Source organism: Sorangium sp. So ce590 (genome assembly GCF_051521365.1).
Lineage (GTDB): Bacteria > Myxococcota_A > Polyangia > Polyangiales > Polyangiaceae > Sorangium.
The window spans coordinates 3973406-3990672 of the sequence record NZ_CP150346.1; the positions used below are offsets into that span (position 1 = coordinate 3973406).

Here is a 17267-nt window from a genome sequence, read left to right on the forward strand (position 1 = left end):
CTTTCAATGCACCAGCGCGCAGCACCGCGCGCGAATCGATGGAGCACTCATGGCAGACGATGGGACGATCAGCCTCTACCGCGTGGACCGGCTCTGCAAGCCCGACATCGACGTCTCGCAGCTCACGTTGACGTCGCAGGTCGATCGCAGCGAGAGCGTCTACACCTCCAAGTACGTCAAGCTCTCCAACGCATCGCTCCCGGGAGCCGCGCTGGTCGACGAAGGCGAGGCCGAGCTCTTCGACTGGGATTTGTTCCTGGTCCTAAAATACGAACAGAAGTGGACGCCCGCAGGCTACGGCCTCGGCGAGCTGCTCTACACGATCTCGCTCCTCCCGGACGAGGAGCTCACGCTGGAGTTGAAAACCTGGGAGACCTCGAAGACCCAGCAGGACCGCGAGGAGACCGTGGACCAGCGGAACGTCAGCGACATCAAAGACTCGATCTCCACTTCGAGCGACGTCTCCGAATCACGCGAGATGACCACCAACACCAGCGTGAACGGCAAGGCCAGCTACAGCGGCTTCGGCTTCTCGGCCTCGATCGAGGCGGGCTGGTCGGAAAACGTGAAGGACATGCAGGCGCAGAGCGCGAAAGAGACGCGCGACCGCTCGCAGCAGGCCACGAACGAGTACAAATCCAGCCACAAGGTGCGGCTGGCGGTCTCGCGCGAAGAGGGCTCGGAGTCGAAGACCACCCGCAAGATCAAGAATATCAACCAGACCCGCACCCTCAACGTGAACTACTACGAGGTGCTCAAGACCTTTGACGTGAGCCTCGCGCTCAGCGGCGTGCCGCTGGCGATGCTGGGACCGGAAGCGGACCTCGCGGCGGACATCGTGGTGGACGGGGCGCAGGTGCCGTCGAACATCAGCATCATGATGAAGCCGGCCTCCTCGACGCCGGACCCGTCGCAGCCCAAGTTTGGTTTTCCCACCTATGTCGGCGACCGCGATCGTGCCGCCGATTCCGTCATATATGATCCCAATCCCTCGACGCCGCCTCAACCCGTGCCCGAAACCCTCACGCTCGGCAGGCTGATCCGCTACAGCCAATCGCAGCACTGGGTTGCGGCGTTCATCGACTACAACGGCTTCAGCCCGATCAAGCTGCTGTACGAGCTGTGGAGCGAGCAGCTGTTCATGGGCGCGGTGCCGCCGGGCCACGTCTTCGGCTCGCAAAGCACGATCAGTCAGGAAGATCGCACTCGGTTCCGCGACGCCATCCTGCGCTTCGTGCGCCCGATCAGCGGCTGGGTGGCATCCGACGAGAAGGGCGCGATCCGCTGGGGCTATGAGGTGGTCGACGGTCAGGAGACCAAGTTCCTGGACTACCTGTATTCGCTGTTGCCGTTCTCCGCGAGCGAGCTGAAGGCGCAGGTCACACAGGGCGGCGTTGACGCCAGCACCGCCGCCGAGCTCGTCGCCGATCGTTTTGCGGCGGTGTCCGAGCGGTCCGCAGCGCAAAAGGGAACCCGACTCACCAAAGCCCGCCGCATCTCACGCAAGGCGCCGGGCGTAGAGCCGCCGCGCCCGTCCGGAAAGACGCTGGCCGCCGAAGGCCCCTTCAAGGGCAAGACCATCGAACAATTCGCCGCCGAGCTGCCGGACTGGATCCGCGATATCCAAGCCACACTGGTCGACCTCCGCGATGTCAAGAACCCGGTGGCGTCATGGAAGGCCACGCTGCCGACCCAGGGTGTTTACTCCGACCTCACGCTTGGAGTCTGCTCGGGGGCGGAGGACTACTACGAGATCCAGCGCCAGTTCGATCTCGAGTCGCGCAAGCTGGAGGTCGAGAAGCTCAAGCTGCAGATCGAAAAGCTGCGCCTGGAAAACCAGCGGCTGCAGGCGGGGGAGCCGTCGATCATCATCGGCTCCGACGCGAGCGAAACCTCGCTCAAGCTGAACATCACTGCGGGCGAGCAGGCACCGAGCGTCAAGGTGCAGTCTCCGGGCCCCTGACACGCTGCCAGCACCTATAGGAATGCATGAGCGACCCGCTGATCGATCTCTATAAGAAGTCGCTGCTCTCACCCCATCCGTGGCGCACTAGCCGAGCGCCGTTCCTGCTGCCGGATTCCGTGCTCAAGATAATGAGCCAGGAGATCCAGCAGTTCGGACGTCCACTCGACTGGCCGCCGGACGACGAGGGCGGCGCCAAAACCCAGGCCAAGGCGAAAGGCGTGCGCCCCGGCGAGGGGCTAACGGTGCTGCGTCGCCTGCTCGCGCAGCTGCCTGCCGATGCCTTTCCGCCGGCGGCCGCGGCGCCGATCCCGCCGGCGCCGGCGTCGGGGATGGAGGATCTGAGGCTGGCCATGAGGGCGTCCAGGAAGCCATTCACAGAGCGCTGGCAGCCCGCGCGCGCTGAAGTCGATTTCCTGTGGCGCCTCTACGAACAGATGGTTGCGGACGAGTACGCTCAGCTGAAGAACGTCCGCAAGCCGCACGATTGGTGGCCGGCGCTCCAGGAATTCGAGCAACGCGGAGGCGCCACCCTCTATGCGGATCTCAGGCCCGTCTACTTTCGCAGCAAGGTCACCCGACCTCACAAGCTGATCATGATGATGCAACCCGGCGGCGTGCGGGTCGCGGGCGTCCCGGTGCAGCAGGGCATCCATCCCGAGTTCGTTAAGCTGCTGAGAAAGGCCGATGGCTTCATCAAGCGTAGCGTCGCCAGTCAGTTCGGCAGCGCACCCGTCAAGTACATCGGCTGCTTTCGGCCGGATCCGCTGGGCGTCGGCGACGCGCGGCACGTCAGCAATCATATGCTCGGCGCCGCCGTCGACATCGACGCCACCCGCGACAAGGTGGCTCGCAACCCGCACCTCCAAAAAGACCAGATCAAGGCCGTCGACCGCGTGCTGGCGTTCCACGCCAAAACCACGATCGGTCACGGTCCGGCGCTCGTCGCCTCCGGTTCCTGGCTCGCGGATTTCCCAGCGGCCGGCACCCCCGAAGACCGCGCCCAGCACCTGTACACCGAGATGCTCAACGTCTCGCTGGACGTTCGCGCCTTCCTCGACGCCTGGCTCGACCGCTGGATCGTGTTCACGAACGTGCCCCAGAGCACACTGGCCTCGCCCGCCCAAGCCACGCGCGACGAAGCCTTCCAGGTCGTCACCGAATTGGTCCGCACCTTCGGTGGCATGAAGCGAAGTGCCAGAGCACCGCTCGAAGATGCTCCTGGCGTCAAAGCCTTGCGCAACGTCCAGAAGAACGGCTTCGTCTCGATTCCCGCCGACATCTTCATCGCCATGCTCAAGGCCGGCCTGCGCTCTGGCCTCGAATACGGCGCGGCCAAAGACACCATGCACTTCGAAATCAAGAGTCCCTCCGCGCTGATCGCCGCCTCGGGCTTCCCGTAGCCCTGTAGATGATCTCGGCGACCCGCGGGAATTCGGCGAAGTTCACCGGTGAAATCCGCAGCCGACGCCGGTGAAGACCACGCCGGATGCCGATGAAGTTCACCGGTGAAATCCGCGGCCGATGCCGGTGAAGTTCACCGGTGAAGAGGCCGCTCAGTGCTTCGTGGTGCGGCGCTGCTTGGTGCGGGTCGCGTTGAGCTCCTTGGCTTCCTTCAGCCGGTAGCTCTCGGCCTCGATCTCGATCACCTCGGCGCGGTGCACGAGCCGGTCGACGAGCGTGGCGGCCGCGTGGATCTGCTCCCCGATCGGCGCAGCCTCGCCGCCTGGTCCGAGGAGGCGGGCTCCCTCGACGGTGCGACCGCGGGCGGCGTGCTCGAGCGCTGGGCGGGGTCAGCCGAGGGGGCGAGCGCGGTGGGGCCGCGCCGGCGCACCGCCCTGAGCTCCGTAAGATTCCCACGCTCGTCTCCCCGCGTCGGTTCCGCGCCGCGGCCCAGCGCGGGGCTTGGCGCCGCCCGCCGATCGCCTAGCATGGCCCCGATGGCCGCCACCTTCGCCACCTTCTCCCTCGAGGGCGACAAGATCCCCGCGGACACCGCCGTGACCGGCTTCGAGGCCGTCGAGGCCGTCTCGACCCCCTACACGGTCGAGGTGCGCTTCGCGACGATGGACGCCGCCTTCCGGGTCGAGGACTGCCTGCGCAGCCGCCTCTGCCTGCGCGTCGTCGACACCGCCGGCAACGAGCGCCTGTTCGACGGCATCGTCGACCGCGCCGGCTTCGCGCGCATCGTGGGCGAGGCCCGCCAGTTCGACGTCCGCCTGCGGCCCGCCCTCGCGGCCCTCGCGCACCGCGAGGGGTGCCGCATCTTCCAGGAGAAGAGCGTCGTCCAGGTCGTGCAGACGGTCCTCGAGGAGGCGGGCTTCGGCGACAAGGTCGCGTGGCGGAACGCCAAGGAGTACGAGCCGCGCGAGTTCATCGTCCAGTACCGCGAGTCGCACCTCAACTTCGTCTCACGCCTCCTCGAGGACAACGGCTTCTTCTACTATTTCCGGCACGAGGCCGACGGGCACACGATGATCATCACCGACGACCCCGCCTCCTTCGCGGTCGAGGAGGGCACGCCGGTGCTCTTCCGGATGGCGCAGGGCGGCCTCCCCGGGAGCCTGCCGCTCGCCAGGCTCACGAGGACGCGCGCGCTGCGCACGAATCGCGTGGTTCTCCGGGACTACGATTTCGAGAAGCCCGACGTGAAGCCCGAGTCCTCGCTGCCCCGCAAGGAGGCCCTCGACCTGCCCTATTTCGAGTACCCCGGCGGCTTCACCAAGGGGAGCGTGGGCGCGCGCCGCGCCGACGCCCGCATGCGCGAGCTCTCCGCCGACGCCGACGTGTGCGAGGGCGAGAGCCGCGCCTCCGGGCTCAAGGTGGGCGAGCCGTTCCTCGTCGAGGGCGCCGCGGAGCCGTGCCTGAACGGCGAGTTCGTGGTCACCCACCTGCGCTCGCGCGGCAACCAGACGCTCACCGGCGGAGACACGAACTACGACGTCGAGAACCATTTCCGCGGCGTCCCCAAGGGCGCGCCCTTCGCGGCCGAGCGCCGCGCGCGGAGGCCGCGTATCCGCGGCATCCAGACCGCGGTCGTCACGGGGTCGAGCACCCAGGAGCAGGCGATCCACGTCGACAGATACGGCCGCATCAAGGTCCGCTTCTTCTGGGACCGGCAAGGCCAGCAGGACCACACGGCGAGCTGCTGGCTGCGCGTCTCGCAGGTCGCGATGGGCGGCTCGATGGTCCTCCCCCGCGTCGGCTGGGAGGTCTCCGTCGCCTTCCTCGACGGCGACCCGGACCGGCCGCTCGCCCTCGGGCGCACCTACAACGCCGAGAAGACGCCCCCGCAGTCGCTCCCCGCCGCCAAGGCCTCCGGGACGCTCAAGAGCATGTCGTCGCCGGGCGCGGGCGGCCATAACGAGATCGGCATGTCCGACAGCTCGGGGAGCCAGGGCTTCGGCGTCCACGCCCAGAAGGACCTCAACGTCACCGTCAAGAATGACAGGGTCGACGAGGTCGCGGTCAACGAGGAGCAGCACATCAGCGTGAACGGCTCCCGGTCGGTCAAGGTCGATGAGTCGATCTCCGTGGCCGGCGATCAATCGCTCGACGTCGGCGCGGTGCTCTCGCACAAGATCACGGGCAACCAGAGCATCTCGATCGGCGGCAACGACACGACCAACGCGATCAGCAACTACGTCGAGAAGATCACCGGCAACCGCGCCTACACGGTGAGCGGGAACCAGATCACGATCTCGAACGGCATCGAGCAGTCGATCACCGGCGACATGAGCCGCAAGGTCGGCGCGCTGCAGCTCTCGGGCAGCCTGGCCTCCATCAACGACAACGTCCTCGGCGGCATGACCGAGACCGTGGGCGCCGTGAAGGTGCAGCTCATCAACGGCAGCCACGGAGAGCAGATCTCGGCGAACAAGGACCAGACGTCGCTCGCGGCCGAGCTCCACCTCACGAAGGGCTCCCTCTCCCATGTGGCGGCCGGCGTCACGAACCTCGTGGGCGGTCTCCATTACCAGAAGCTGAATGGCGATTTCGTGGTGCAGGCGCCGCTCATCACGCTCCTCGGCGCGGTCGGCTCCTTCAAGGGCGGCGGCAGCGAGCTCAAGCTCGGCGGCGGACCCATCGTGATCAAGGGGGCCAAGATCGCGGTCAAGGGCGCGCTGGTGGTCAAGATGGGCGCGTCGATGAAGCTCGGCTCGTGAGGTCCAGGGGCGCCTGTGAGGTGAAGAGTGGCTGATCATCATATCCTCGCCATCCCCTCCGTCAGCGTGGAGGGCAAGATCTACCGGGTGCTGCGCTTCGAGCTCACCGAGCAGCTCTCGGAGCTCACCCGCCTGGAATGCGAGCTGCTCGACGACGAGGCGGCGCTCCCGCGGCCGAAGGAGGTCCTCGGCAAGCGCGCGGTGTTCACGCTGTCGCGCAGCGACGACACGCAGACCCGCACCTTCGCGGGGACCATCGTCCTCGCCGAGCTCCTGCCCGACCCCGACGACGTGCCCACGCTGCGGGTCCACGTCGCGCCGGCGCTATGGAACCTGGCGCAGCGCGCCGACTGCCGGATCTTCCAGGAGAAGAGCGCTGTCGACATCGCGAAGGAGGTCCTGGAGGGCGCGGGCGTGCCCGCGAGCCAGCAGGACTGGCGCCTGACCGAGCCGCACCCCGCGCGGGTCTACACGGTCCAGTACCGCGAGCGGGACCTCGATTTCGTCCACCGCCTCCTCGCCGAGGAGGGGATCTACTTCGCGATCCACACGAAGGACGAGTCGGACGTGGCCGTCTTCGGCGATTCGCCGACCGGCCTCGAGGACATCGAGGGCGCGACCTCGCTGCCGTTCTCCCAGGACTTCGGCGTGGAGGGCTCGGCGGATCGCGTGGTGCGCCTCTCCCGCGAGGTCTCGGTGCGGAGCGACAAGGTGTTCGTCCGCGATTACAACCCGGAGAAGCCGTCGCTCAAGCTGGAGGCGTCGGCCGAGGGGAGCGACCCCGGGGAGCACGTGCTCGAGATCTACGACTATCCGGCGCGCACCGCCGACGTGAGCGGGGCGGAGCGGCTCGCCAGGGTGCTGCTCGACGCCGTGCAGGCCGAGCGCGACGTCGTGCACGGCGAGACCGGCTCGCTCGCGCTGCTCCCGGGCCGGCGCTTCTCGGTGGGCGGCCACCCCTACGACCCGCTCAACCAGGAGTACCTCGTGGTCCGCTCGCGCATCGCCGGCAGCCGGCCGCGGAGCTTCGAGCTCTCCGGCGGCGCCGGCGCGCAGGAGGGCGCGCGCGACCTGCGCTTCGTCTGCGAGTTCTGGGGCGTGCCGACCGGGACCACGCGCTACAGCCCCCCGCGGCGCGCCCGCGAGCAGGTCATCCCGGGCGCGCAGACCGCGATGACGACCGGGCCCTCGGGGCAGGAGATCCACACGGACGCGAGCGGGCAGGTGAAGGTCTCCTTCCACTGGGATCGATCCGGCAAGAAGGACGACACGTCGAGCCGCTGGATCCGCACGAGCCAGGTGCCGATCGGCGGCTCCATGCTGCTGCCGCGCGTCGGCTGGGAGGTCACGGTGCGCCACGTCGAGGGCGACGCGGACCGGCCCTTCGTGATGGGCCGGATGTACAACGCGCTCACGCCGCCGCCCTACGCGCTGCCGAAGGAGGCGGGGAAGAGCTCCCTCCAGACGGCGACGACGCCGGGCGGGGGCAGCAGCAACGAGCTCCGCATGTCCGATACGAAGGGCGGCGAGGAGATGTTCATCAACGCCTCGAAGGACATGTCCACCGAGGTGAAGAACAACGCCACCGAGTCGATCGGCAACAACCACACGAAGACGATCGGCGCGGACCAGACGACGAACGTCACGAACAGCATGACGAGCAGCGTCGGGGCCAACCAGAAGATCTCGGTCTCGGGCAACCAGTCGATGAAGGTGGAGACCTTCCACGTGGACGACATCGGCGGCGACCATACGCTCTCGATCGGCGGCAACCGCGACATGAAGGTCGGCGGAGATCACAAGCGCGACGTCACCGGCGACAGCACGCTCGACGTCTCCGGCAACCAGATCGACCTCGTGGTCGGCTCGGTCACGGACCAGACCCTGGCCGCCTTCAACCACGAGGTCGGCGCGGCGCTCGTCGAGCTCGCGCTGGGCCACCGCTCCGTGACGGTGCAGGGCGACCGGAGCGAGACGGCGACGGGCGCCAAGGTGATCGCGGTCAAGGCCGGGCGCGGCGTCCAGGTCGGCGGATCGATGAACGTGAAGGTCGGCGGCGCGATCGTCAACGTCGCCAACGGGGATCGCGTGGAGAGCTCGCTCGGCGCCTACACCGAGCTCGCGGGGGGCGCGCAGATCGTCAAGGCGAACAACGTCGTCTTCGAGGCGACCGGCGCGCTCACGCTGGTCATGGGCGCGTCGATCGTGTCGCTGACGCCCGCGAGCGTCGCGATCCTCGGCCTGTCGGCGAAGCTCGACGGCGACGTCGCCGACACCGCCGCGCTGGTGCTCGACAACTGAGGAGCAGGAGGCGAACGTGGCACGCGAGACGATTGCGCACTTCACGATCGAGGAGGTCCCCGCCGCCCGGGTGCTCCGCTTCGAGTCGATCCACGAGGCGGGCAGGCCGCTCGTGCTCGACGTCGAGGTGATCCTCCACATGTTCCAGGAGCTCGACGCGATGATCGGGAAGGGCGCGGTGCTCTCCTTCGGCGCGCCCGGCGAGGCACCGCGCGTCATCGCCGGCACGGTGGAGGCGGCGACCTCGATCGGCTCCACCGAGCTCGGCATGGCGGCGATCGGCGCGCGCTACACCGTGCGCGTCGTCTCCTCCCTCGCGCTCCTCGCGCGCAGCGTCGACTCGCGCATCTTCCAGGAGATGAGCGCCAAGGAGATCGCCCAGCAGGTCCTCGAGGACCACGGGGTCGCGCGGGTCGCGTGGCGGCTCAGCGGCGACTGCCCGAAGCGCGAGTACTGCGTGCAGTACCAGGAGAGCGCGCTCGCGTTCATCTCGCGGCTCATGGAGCACGAGGGCATCTACAGCTTCGTCGAGGTGGACTCCGACGGGGAGCTCCTTGTCTTCGACGACGACAGCACCGTGGCCGCGCCGGTCCCCGGCGACCCCGCGCTGCCGCTCCGGCGGCGCACCGGCCTGAGCGCGGCCGACGAGCGCGACGCGATCTACGCGATCCGCGAGCTCGAGCGGGTGCGCTCCGGCGAGTTCGTGCTCCGCGACTTCGACTTCGAGCGGCCGCAGCTCGACCTCACGGCGACAGCGGCGTCGAGCGAGCACGCCGAGCTGTCGCGCTACGACTATCCGGGCGGCTATTTCGAGCCGAGCGAGGGGCAGCGGCTCGCGCAGATCCGGCTCGAGGAGGAGCAGGTCGAGCGGCGCACGCTCGAGATCGACGCGGTCTGCCCGCGCCTCGCGGTCGGCCAGAAGCTCACGATCACGGACGCCGGTGAGCTCGACGGCGAGTACTTCCTCTTCGAGGTGACGCACACCTTCGTCCACGACGCCGGCGAGGGCGCCGCGCCGCGATCGAGGTCGCGGGCGCGCCTCGTGCCGGCCGACGTGAAGTACAGGCCGCGGCGCATCACGCCGAGCCCGGTCATCGAGGGGCCGCAGACCGCGACGGTGGTGGCGCCGGCCGGCGCGCAGCCCGAGGCGATCCACACCGACGAGCACGGCCGCTGCAAGGTCAAGTTCCACTGGGATCGCGGCGAGGCGACCGACGACAAGGCCTCGTGCTGGATGCGGGTCGCGCAGCTCCAGACCTCGGGCTCGATGATGCTCCCGCGCATCGGCTGGGAGGTGATCGTCGAGTTCCTCGAGGGGAACCCCGACCGTCCGATCGTCACCGGCCGGCTCTACAACGGCGTCTATATGCCGCCGTACGCGCTGCCGGAGGGCAAGACCCGCACGGCGATCCGGACCGCGAGCACGCCGGGCGGCGGCGGTGCCAACGAGGTCCGCTTCGAGGACAAGGCGGGCGCCGAGGAGATCATGATGCATGCCCAGCACGACATGAAGACGGCCGCCGCGAACAACGCCAAGAAGAACATCGGCAACAACGAGACCACGGTGATCGGGAACAACGCGTCCCTCGAGGTCGGCGGCAACCAGACGACGAAGATCACGAAGGGCTCGTCGAACACGGTGGGCGCGGATCAGACGATCAGCGTGGGCGGCAACCGCACCGTCGAGGTGAACGCGGTGTCGGCGGTGACGGCGAAGGGCAACGCGACGACCACGGTGGGCGGGAACCAGCTCGAGATGGACGGCAACCCGCTCGAGGCGATGCTCGCGCTCGCGGCGCAGGCGGCTGTGCAGTTCGCGAGCGTCATGGCCAACAACGCGATCTCGGCGATCCAGGGGCAGGTCGACGGCGCCATCCACCAGGTGATGGGGCCGATCAACGCGTTGACCCAGAAGGCGCAGGGGGTCGCGGGCGCGATGAGCGCCGTCGCCGGCGGGGACATGAGCCGCATGCCCGCGATGATCGCGGGCGCGTCGGGCATCCCCGGCGCGGGCCAGCTCGCGGCCTCGATGGGCGGCGGCGGCGGCGGCGGCGGCGGCGGCGCGCCGGGTGGGTCCGGCCCTCCCAACATGCTCGCGTCCATCGCCGCGAACGCGGCGCACAGCAGCCTCGCCGGTCGGGTCTTCGTCAAGCCGGAGGCGATCGCCTCGGCGCTCGGGATGGACTCGAGCGGCGGCGGAGGCGAGTCGATGGCGAACGCCGCCGGACCGGAGGGCAACGTCGATGGCGTCGACGCGACAGATCGCGAGAAGGGGCCCGGGCACTCGACAGCGAAGGTCGCGGGCACCCACAAGGAGGACGTGGGGTCGATGAAGGTCCTCGGCGCGATCAAGGACATCGACAACAACGTGACCGGCAAGAAGACGATCGACGTCGGCGCCGCGACGGTGCAGGTCGCGTTCGGCAGCTACGCGGAGAGCGTCACCGGCTCGAAGAACGAGAAGGCGACGGGGCTCGTGGTCCTCAGCAACGCGGGCGAGAGCGAGACGATCACGGGCTCGCGCACCGCGATGGTGGGCGGCGCGGTCGTCGACAAGCTCAAGGGGTCGCACGTCGTGCAGGCCGTGGGACCTGCGACGTTCATCGGGGCCTTCCACAAGGTGGAGGCGAAGGGCGCGATCGTCTTCAAGTGCGGCGCCAGCGAGGTGGTGATCGACGGCGGCGGCGTCACCATCAGCTCGCCGCTCGTGACCCTCCTGGCGCCGAAGATCCAGCTGCCGAAGAAGGTCTCGGAGGTGTGATGGCGGCTCGATTCGACGGTGGCTCGCGGGAGGCCGGCGCGTCGCGCCTGCTCGAGGAGCCGGACGCCGGGACCCCGGTGGAGGAGGCGTCCGAGTCGCCGCGCGTGACCCTGGACGACGTGCTCGCCGAGCCGGCCGTGGCGCCGCTCCCGGCGCGGAGCGCGCAGCTGCTCGGCGCCGCGATGCGGACCGCGCGCGTCGCCGCGATCGCGGGGCGGGGGGCGCGGATCGTCGTGCGGGGCGCGGCGGAGCCGGTCGAGGCGCTCGTCGCGCCCGAGGTCGATCCCGAGGTGATCGCCGACGCGCACGCCCGCGGCGACGCGGTGCTCGTCGAGCTCTGCGAGGGCGCGCCGCCGCTGATCGTCGGGGCCCTGACGACGCAGCGGCCGAAGGCGCTCCACCTCAAGGCGGCGACCATCACCATCGAGGGCGAGCAGGAGCTGCTGCTGCGCTCCGGCCGGGGCGCGGTCCGCATCCGCGAGGACGGCGACATCGAGGTGGTGGGCAGTCGGATCAGCGCCGCGTCACGAGGGCTGTTCCGGATCGTGGGGAGGCTCTTGCGCCTGAACTGACCAGGATGCGCAGGGCAGCTTCAGGCGACCGGACAAGCCGCCGCCGCCGCCGGAACCGAAGTTCGTGCCGCCCGAGAACGACAGCGGAGAAAGCCCTGGCGTCAGGAGACTGTCAGCATGGACTGTGCCACCGATGGGGAGGTGCGCTGGCGATCCTCGCCGGTTGCGCGGAGGCAGCTGGCAGCCTCCCCGGGACCGTGTCCGGTTGCGCGGAGGCTGCCAGCAGCGTCCCCGGGACCGTGTCCGGTTGCGCGGAGGCTGCCAGCAGCCTTCCCGGGACCGTGTCCGGTTGCGCGGAGGCAGCTGGCAGCCTTCCCGGGACCGTGTCCGGTTGCGCGGAGGCTGCCAGCAGCCTCCCCGGGACCGTGTCCGGTTGCGCGGAGGCTGCCAGCAGCCTCTCCGGGACCGTGTCCGGTTGCGCGGAGGCTGCCAGCAGCCTTCCCGGGACCGTGTCCGGTTGCGCGGAGGCTGCCAGCAGCCCCCCCCGGGACCGTGTCCGGTTGCGCGGAGGCTGCCAGCTGCCCCCCGGACCGTGTCCGGTTCGTGCGAGCGGACCGCATGTGCCGTCAGCGCTGCGCGCTCTGCTCGACGAGCGCCTGCCACCGCGCCTTGAGCGCCGGATCGGACCGGAAGCGCTCGTGCCACATCGCGTGGAGCGCGGACCAGCCCTGCGGGCTGAGCCTGTAATGGCTCTGGATCTGCTGGATGTGTCTTGAACGGTCTCGCGCGTCAGCGCAGATGCGCGCGTACTCTCCGAGGGTGATCAGCTCCACGCGCCGCATCTCCTGCGCATCGACGCCGGGCTGCGCCTGCACGGCGGGTTCGGAGGTCGACGCGCGCGCGGGCGATCCGGAGGCGGAGCTCGGCTGCTGGAAGGGCAGGGCCCAGCTCCCCTGCGAGCGCTGAGGTGGTAGCGGTGCGGTCTCGTCCTTGACGGGGCCCGAAGAGGTGGGACGCGAGAACGGCAGGGCCTTGTCGGCCGGTGGCGAAGAGGTAGGGCGTGAGAACGGCAGGGCCTTGTCGGCCTGAGGCGAAGGGGTAGGGCGCGAGAAGGGCAGGGCCTTGTCGGCCTGAGGCGAAGGGGTAGGGCGCGAGAAGGGCAGGGCCTTGTCGGTCGGAAGCACAGGAGCCGTGCGAGAGAAGGGCAGGGCTCTGTCGGTCGGAAGCACAGGAGCCGTGCGCGAGAACGGCAGGGCCCTGTCGGTCGGCAGCGCGCCGATCGTGCCAATGCGCGTGGCACCCATCCTCTCTGCGGCCGGGATCGCGGCGCTCTCGGCCCGGGGTGTGCTCGAGGCGCCCTGACGGAAGGGCAGCGCTTCGCGCGGCGCGACAGCCTGCATGCCGACGAGCGTCACGAGGCCCGTCGGCGCCGGGTCCGGGAACGGGGTGGGCGTGACTGCAGGCACTGGTGGCTGCATGGCCGGCGGAGGCGGCGACTGCATGGCCGGCAAGGGCGGCCCCTGCACGGCCGGCGGCAGCGACGACTGCATGGCCGGCGGCACCGGCGCCGGCGGCACCGGCGCCGGCTCCACGAGGCCCGGCCCCTGCGGCGCGACCGCGACCAGCCTGGCCCACGGCGATCGCGCAGCCGCCTCGCCGCCCGCGCCGGCGACGGGCAGCGGCGTCGCCCGGTCTCGTGGCGCCCCCTGCAACGGGGAGAGGTGCGCCGCAGGCGCCACCGGGATCGGCCCCTCCGGCTTCCGGCGCGCCTGTCGCGCCCTCGCCTCGGCGCGGCCCTTCTGCTCGGCGACGAGCTCCAGGTAACGCTGGCTCGAGCGCAGCTGCCCCCGCGCGGCCCGCGCGGCGAGCCTCGACATCCAGCCCTCCCGCGCCGCCTCCCACCCCTCGACCGAGAGCCCCGCCCCGGCGAGCACCTCGTCCCGCGGCAAGCCCGCCTCCAGGGCCCCGGTGATCGCGGCGAGCTCCTCGAGCGTGATCGATCGGACCGTCCCCTCACCCTCCACCATGCCTCCCCGAACCTACGCCTCTCTGCCGCTCAGCGGTGCGGCGCCTGCTCCGACCGAGCCCACCGCGCGGCCATCCCCGCTACCTCCCCGCTACCTCATCGCCCGCTGAAACTGCGCCATGAGCTCGTCGTCCTCCAGCATCGCCGCGGTCCATCGCTGCTGCGCGCTCAGGTAATCCTCCAGCGTCAGGTCCAGCCGGCTCAGCACCGTCGCCATGTCGGTGCCCCGCTTCATCGCGCGCGCCGCCTCGAGGAACCGCTCGAAAGACAGCTCGCGCTTCGCGCGGCCGCGCTGGACCCGGGCGAACGTCTCGGCGAACGCGGCGACGAGCGGCGGCACCCCCACCTCCTCGCCATCATCCTCGTCCGCCTCGTCGATGCGCGCCTGCCAGGCGTCGTCGAGCGCCTCCCAGCTCGCCTCGTCGAGCCCGTGCTCGGCGAGGAGCGCCGCGCGGTCGGCGCCCGGGTCCGCGAGCCGGGCGGCCAGCGTCGCGTAGACCTCGACGTCCTGCGAAGGATCCTTCATCGCGCGGCCAGGCTACCGCAGCGCGCGGCTTGGGGCCTCTTCCGCGCAGGTGTATCCATGAAGCGTGTCCTTCTCGTACCTGCCTTTCGTCGCGCCCGGCGGTCAGGACGGGCAGCCCTCCGCGCCCGTCGGCTTGGACCTGCTCGCCCACGACACGCTCGAGAGCGCGCACGCCGCGCTCCGCCGCGCAGCGCTGTCGCTCGAGCACGACGTCGAGCCCGTCACCGACCTGACCGGGCCCGCGCGCGCCCTGGAGCGAGCCCTCGGCGCGATCTACGACGCCTTCGACGGCCGCGCCGATCGCATCGCCGCCGTGCGCGCCGCCATGGCGGAGATCGACGGCATCGCCGTCGCCGTCGGCGGGGCGGCGGGGCTCGACGCGGGCCTTACGGCGGTGGGCGAGCGGCTCCGGAGCGCGCGGGGCTGGCTCGAGCGCGCCGAGGCGCGGCTCGCCACCGTGCCGCCGGCGCCGCCGCTCGACCCGCCGCCGATCCTGGCGAGCCGCGATCGGCCGCGGCTCCACGCGGTCCCGCGCGCGTCGCTCGCGCCGAGGATCAAGGTCCCGGAGCCGCCCCCGGCCGAGCTCGTCGCGAAGCCGCCGCCGCCGATCGCGCGGCCGAAGACGTTCGAGGAGCTCAAGGCCGCCGTCGAGGCGCTGAGGAAGCAGGCGCCCGCGCCGGGCGCGCTCCCCGGAGCGGCGGAGGCGCGGCCGCTCCCGGAGCGCCGTGACGAGCCCGCCGCGCCCCAGGCGCCGCCGGGGTTCGCGCGGGAGATCGGCGCCGCGATCGACGACCTCGCCTTCCTCCGCGCCCGCACCCGCGAGTGCTTCGAGGAGGTCGCGATGGTCGGCATGCAGCGGGCCCCGCTGCTCGGCGATCCCTTCCGCGAGGCGCTGATCCTCGAGCGGCGCATGCTCGCGGCCATCGACGTGATCGCGGCCATCGGGGCGCCGGCGCTGGAGCACGTGCCGCGGCTCGTGGCCGAGGCCCCCGTGAAGGATCCGAGCCTCGCCTTCGCGAGCGCGATGGTGCTCGGCTGCTTCGCGGGCCGCGACGCGCTCGCCGCGGCCGAGCACGCGCTGCTCCGGTGCGACCGCGACAGGGCGTTCATCGACGCGCTCGGCGCCGCCCTGAAGCTCGCCCCGCACGAGCTCTTGCCGCTCGCGCTCCGCGGCCTGCTCCGCGAGCCCGAGCCGCTGGTCCGCGCGATGGCGATCGACGTCCTCGCCTACCGCGGCCTCGCCACGGAGGACGAGCTCGTCGCGGCGGCCTCGGACGAGGCGGCCCCCGTCGCGGCGCGCGCGCTCCATCACCTCGCCTGCGGGCCGAGCCAGCGCTTGCCCGAGCTGATCCAGCGGGCCGTCGCGGCGGAGGACCCGGCGCTCCGCGAGGCCGCCTGGACGGCCATGGCGCTCTCGGACCACCCGCACGCCTCGATCACGCTGCGCGGCGCGCTGGAGGGGACCGAGGGCGGCGACGCGGCGGCGCTCCTGCTCGCGATCGCGGGCGACGAGGCGGACGCGCGGCACCTGGTCGCGCGCGCCTTCGAGGCGCCGCGCCGCGGCCTGATCGCCGCCGCGGGCTGGACGGGCGCGGCCTCGGCCGTGCCCCTGCTCATCGATCGGCTCGAGCGCGACGGGGACAAGGCGGTGAAGCTCACCGCTGCCTACGCGCTGGAGCGGATCACCGGCGCGGAGATGTGGGAAGAGGTCGCGGTGGAGGACGAGGAGATCGCCGTCGCCGATCCGCCCGACCCCGACGTGGGCGAGCCCCGCGAGCTCAAGCTCGCGCAGCTGGTCAGCGATCCCCGCGACCTGCCCGCGGCTCCGGCGCCCGAGGTGGTGGAGCAGCCCACGGTGGACGCCGCGCGCTGGCGGGCCTTCTGGATGGAGCGCTGCCAGGGCTGGGACCTCGGCGCGCGGTACCGGCGCGGGCGCCCGTACACCCCGGAGGTCGTGCTCGACGAGCTCGACGCGGGCCGGGTCACCCCGGCCGAGCGCCGGCACCTCCAGCGCGAGCTCATCGTCCGCACCGGGCGCTTCGTGCGCTTCGATCCGCACGACTTCGTCGTGGTGCAAGAGGAGGCCATCGCGGCGTGGCGGCCGATCGCCGCGCGCGCCTCGGGCACCCCGGGCCGCTGGACGCGCCGGCGCGCGGGGTGAGCGCGAGGCGGCAGCGACGCCGCGCTCACGCGCGCGCCGCCGCCCGCTGCTTCCGCCGCGGGCCGGCGCGAGGTGATTCGGCTACTTCTTGGCGGGTGCGGCCGGCTTGGGCGCCGGGCCGGCCGGCTTCGCAGGCGCCGCGCCCTTGGCCGGCGGCGCGCCCTTCGCGGGCCCTGCCTCGCCGCCCTGTCCGCTGTTGTACATCTGGATGGCGCGATCGGTGAGCTCGAGATCGGCGCGGTAATAGGGCGCTGCCGACTTGTCGAGGATGAGGTCGTAACCCTCCTGCGCGGCGAGGCGGCGGAGCAGGCCGAGGACCTTTTGCAGGATCGGCGTGGTCATCTCGCTCTCCTTGCGCTGCATCTCGCGCTGGTAGTCGACCATCGTCGACTGGAGCTCGGCGGCCTGACGCTGCCAGGTCTCGAACCTGCGCTGCAGCGCGTCCTTCGGCGTCTTGCCCGCCTGGGCCTCCTTGTCGAGCTTGTCGCGCTCGTCGGCGAGCGCGCGCTGCTTCGTGTCGAGCTCCACCTGGCGGCTGTCGAACAGCTTCTTGAGCGTCGCCTGGACGCGGAGCCCCTCCTCGGTCTCCAGCATGGCGCGGCGCACGTCGACGACCGCGATCTTCGACTGCGCCGACGCCGGCGCGGACGACAGCAGCGCCGCCCCGCCCAGCGCCGCTGCCGCGAGCAGCGGCAGGAAGCGCGCCGCGAAGCGCCGGCCCGCGATCGGCCGGGCCCGGAGCGCGGCGCCCCGGCTCGCGTCGGCCGAACGCACAGAGCCGGAGATCGTGGAGCAGCGCGCGAAGGGCCGCTCAGGAGCGTTGTCTTGCATCGCGGATGGCCTTAGCTACC

The 17267-nt window shown here is 71.0% G+C and carries 11 protein-coding genes; 7 read left to right on the top strand and 4 right to left on the bottom strand.

Annotated elements, in window-relative coordinates:
• Positions 1 to 49 precede the first annotated feature (49 nt).
• Positions 50 to 1963: a hypothetical protein gene (locus WMF28_RS15015; RefSeq protein WP_437602920.1), complete on the top strand. Its 1914-nt coding sequence runs from the start codon at positions 50 to 52 to the stop codon at positions 1961 to 1963.
• A gap of 26 nt (positions 1964 to 1989) precedes the next feature.
• Positions 1990 to 3366, top strand: a complete 1377-nt coding sequence (locus WMF28_RS15020) for a hypothetical protein (protein ID WP_437602922.1) — start codon at positions 1990 to 1992, stop codon at positions 3364 to 3366.
• 153 nt (positions 3367 to 3519) lie between these two features.
• Here the strand turns inward: WMF28_RS15020 and WMF28_RS15025 are convergent, their stop codons facing one another.
• Positions 3520 to 3672 carry an ATP-binding protein gene (locus WMF28_RS15025; protein WP_437604260.1) on the bottom strand — a complete coding sequence of 51 codons (153 nt, stop codon included), beginning with the start codon at positions 3670 to 3672 and terminating at the stop codon, positions 3520 to 3522.
• Between the two features lie 231 nt (positions 3673 to 3903).
• Between WMF28_RS15025 and WMF28_RS15030 the strand changes: the two genes are divergently transcribed.
• The 4 genes from WMF28_RS15030 to WMF28_RS15045 are packed head-to-tail and all read left to right on the top strand — an operon-like array spanning position 3904 to position 11763.
• Positions 3904 to 6129 (top strand): type VI secretion system Vgr family protein, encoded by a 2226-nt coding sequence (locus WMF28_RS15030; RefSeq protein ID WP_437602923.1) that lies wholly within the window; start codon positions 3904 to 3906, stop codon positions 6127 to 6129.
• 27 nt (positions 6130 to 6156) lie between these two features.
• Positions 6157 to 8430: a type VI secretion system Vgr family protein gene (locus WMF28_RS15035; protein WP_437602924.1), complete on the top strand. Its 2274-nt coding sequence runs from the start codon at positions 6157 to 6159 to the stop codon at positions 8428 to 8430.
• Positions 8431 to 8446: 16 nt separating this feature from the next.
• Positions 8447 to 11191, top strand: coding sequence for a type VI secretion system Vgr family protein (locus tag WMF28_RS15040; protein ID WP_437602925.1), 2745 nt, complete (start codon positions 8447 to 8449; stop codon positions 11189 to 11191).
• On the top strand, positions 11191 to 11763 hold the full coding sequence (locus tag WMF28_RS15045; protein ID WP_437602926.1) for a hypothetical protein: 573 nt from the start codon (positions 11191 to 11193) through the stop codon (positions 11761 to 11763). Before WMF28_RS15040 ends, WMF28_RS15045 begins: the two co-directional genes overlap by 1 nt.
• 566 nt (positions 11764 to 12329) lie before the next feature.
• Here WMF28_RS15045 and WMF28_RS15050 read toward each other — a convergent pair.
• Together WMF28_RS15050 and WMF28_RS15055 are read right to left on the bottom strand one after the other, a co-directional pair.
• Entirely contained in the window at positions 12330 to 13730 is a 1401-nt protein-coding gene (locus tag WMF28_RS15050; RefSeq protein WP_437602927.1) for a hypothetical protein, read from the bottom strand.
• Between the two features lie 90 nt (positions 13731 to 13820).
• Positions 13821 to 14255: a hypothetical protein gene (locus tag WMF28_RS15055; RefSeq protein WP_437602928.1), complete on the bottom strand. Its 435-nt coding sequence runs from the start codon at positions 14253 to 14255 to the stop codon at positions 13821 to 13823.
• Positions 14256 to 14319: 64 nt separating this feature from the next.
• Here WMF28_RS15055 and WMF28_RS15060 point away from each other — a divergent pair, with 64 nt between their 5' ends.
• Complete coding sequence (locus WMF28_RS15060) at positions 14320 to 16416, top strand: hypothetical protein (protein ID WP_437602929.1); 2097 nt, start codon at positions 14320 to 14322, stop codon at positions 16414 to 16416.
• An 81-nt stretch (positions 16417 to 16497) separates the two neighbouring features.
• Here WMF28_RS15060 and WMF28_RS15065 read toward each other — a convergent pair whose 3' ends face one another.
• Entirely contained in the window at positions 16498 to 17247 is a 750-nt protein-coding gene (locus WMF28_RS15065; protein WP_437602930.1) for an OmpH family outer membrane protein, read from the bottom strand.
• Positions 17248 to 17267 lie beyond the last annotated feature (20 nt).

Bases quoted from the DNA above. Each gene is read 5' to 3' on its own strand.
- WMF28_RS15015 (WP_437602920.1), top strand. From the start codon at position 50: ATGGCAGACGATGGGACGATCAGCCTCTACCGCGTGGACCGGCTCTGC.
- WMF28_RS15020 (WP_437602922.1), top strand. From the start codon at position 1,990: ATGAGCGACCCGCTGATCGATCTCTATAAGAAGTCGCTGCTCTCACCC.
- WMF28_RS15030 (WP_437602923.1), top strand. From the start codon at position 3,904: ATGGCCGCCACCTTCGCCACCTTCTCCCTCGAGGGCGACAAGATCCCC.
- WMF28_RS15045 (WP_437602926.1), top strand. From the start codon at position 11,191: ATGGCGGCTCGATTCGACGGTGGCTCGCGGGAGGCCGGCGCGTCGCGC.
- WMF28_RS15050 (WP_437602927.1), bottom strand. From the start codon at position 13,730: ATGGTGGAGGGTGAGGGGACGGTCCGATCGATCACGCTCGAGGAGCTC.
- WMF28_RS15055 (WP_437602928.1), bottom strand. From the start codon at position 14,255: ATGAAGGATCCTTCGCAGGACGTCGAGGTCTACGCGACGCTGGCCGCC.
- WMF28_RS15065 (WP_437602930.1), bottom strand. From the start codon at position 17,247: ATGCAAGACAACGCTCCTGAGCGGCCCTTCGCGCGCTGCTCCACGATC.